At 78.5% G+C, this 461-nt stretch carries 1 pseudogene; it reads left to right on the top strand.

From position 1 onward, the window contains the following. Window positions 1-461 (top strand): annotated as a pseudogene (locus DZG00_RS16475) (amidohydrolase family protein); the annotation flags it as partial.

Genomic DNA, 461 nt, shown 5'->3' with positions numbered 1-461 from the left:
CCGCGCACGACGCCGGGCTCCCCGCGGCCGTCCATGCGGAGGGCGCCGGGCAGGCGGCGCGCGCGATCCGGGCGGGGGCCGACGTGCTCGTGCACGTGCCGTGGACCGAGCTGCTCGACGACGCCACGCTGCGCGAGTCCGCGGCGCGCGACGTGCTCTGGATCTCGACCCTGGCGATCCACGACGGCGCCGACCTCGCGACGGCCCTCGACAACGCCCGCCGGTACGTCGCGCTCGGAGGCCGGGTCGCCTACGGCACCGATCTCGGCAACGGCGACCTGCCGGTGGGGCTGAACGAGCGCGAGGTCGAGCTCCTCGGCGAGGCGGGGCTCCGCGGCGAGGCGCTGCTCGGCGCCGTGCTGGGCAGCGCGCCGGGCGGGATCGCGCATGCGCTGGCGAGCGCGGATCCGCTGCCGTCGGGCGCCGACGCCACCGCCGGGCAGCTGATCGCCTGGCTCCGC

Source organism: Clavibacter lycopersici (genome assembly GCF_003576405.1).
Taxonomy (GTDB): domain Bacteria; phylum Actinomycetota; class Actinomycetes; order Actinomycetales; family Microbacteriaceae; genus Clavibacter; species Clavibacter lycopersici.
Note: the sequence above shows the minus strand (reverse complement) of the source record. Positions and strands in the feature narration are given on the sequence as shown.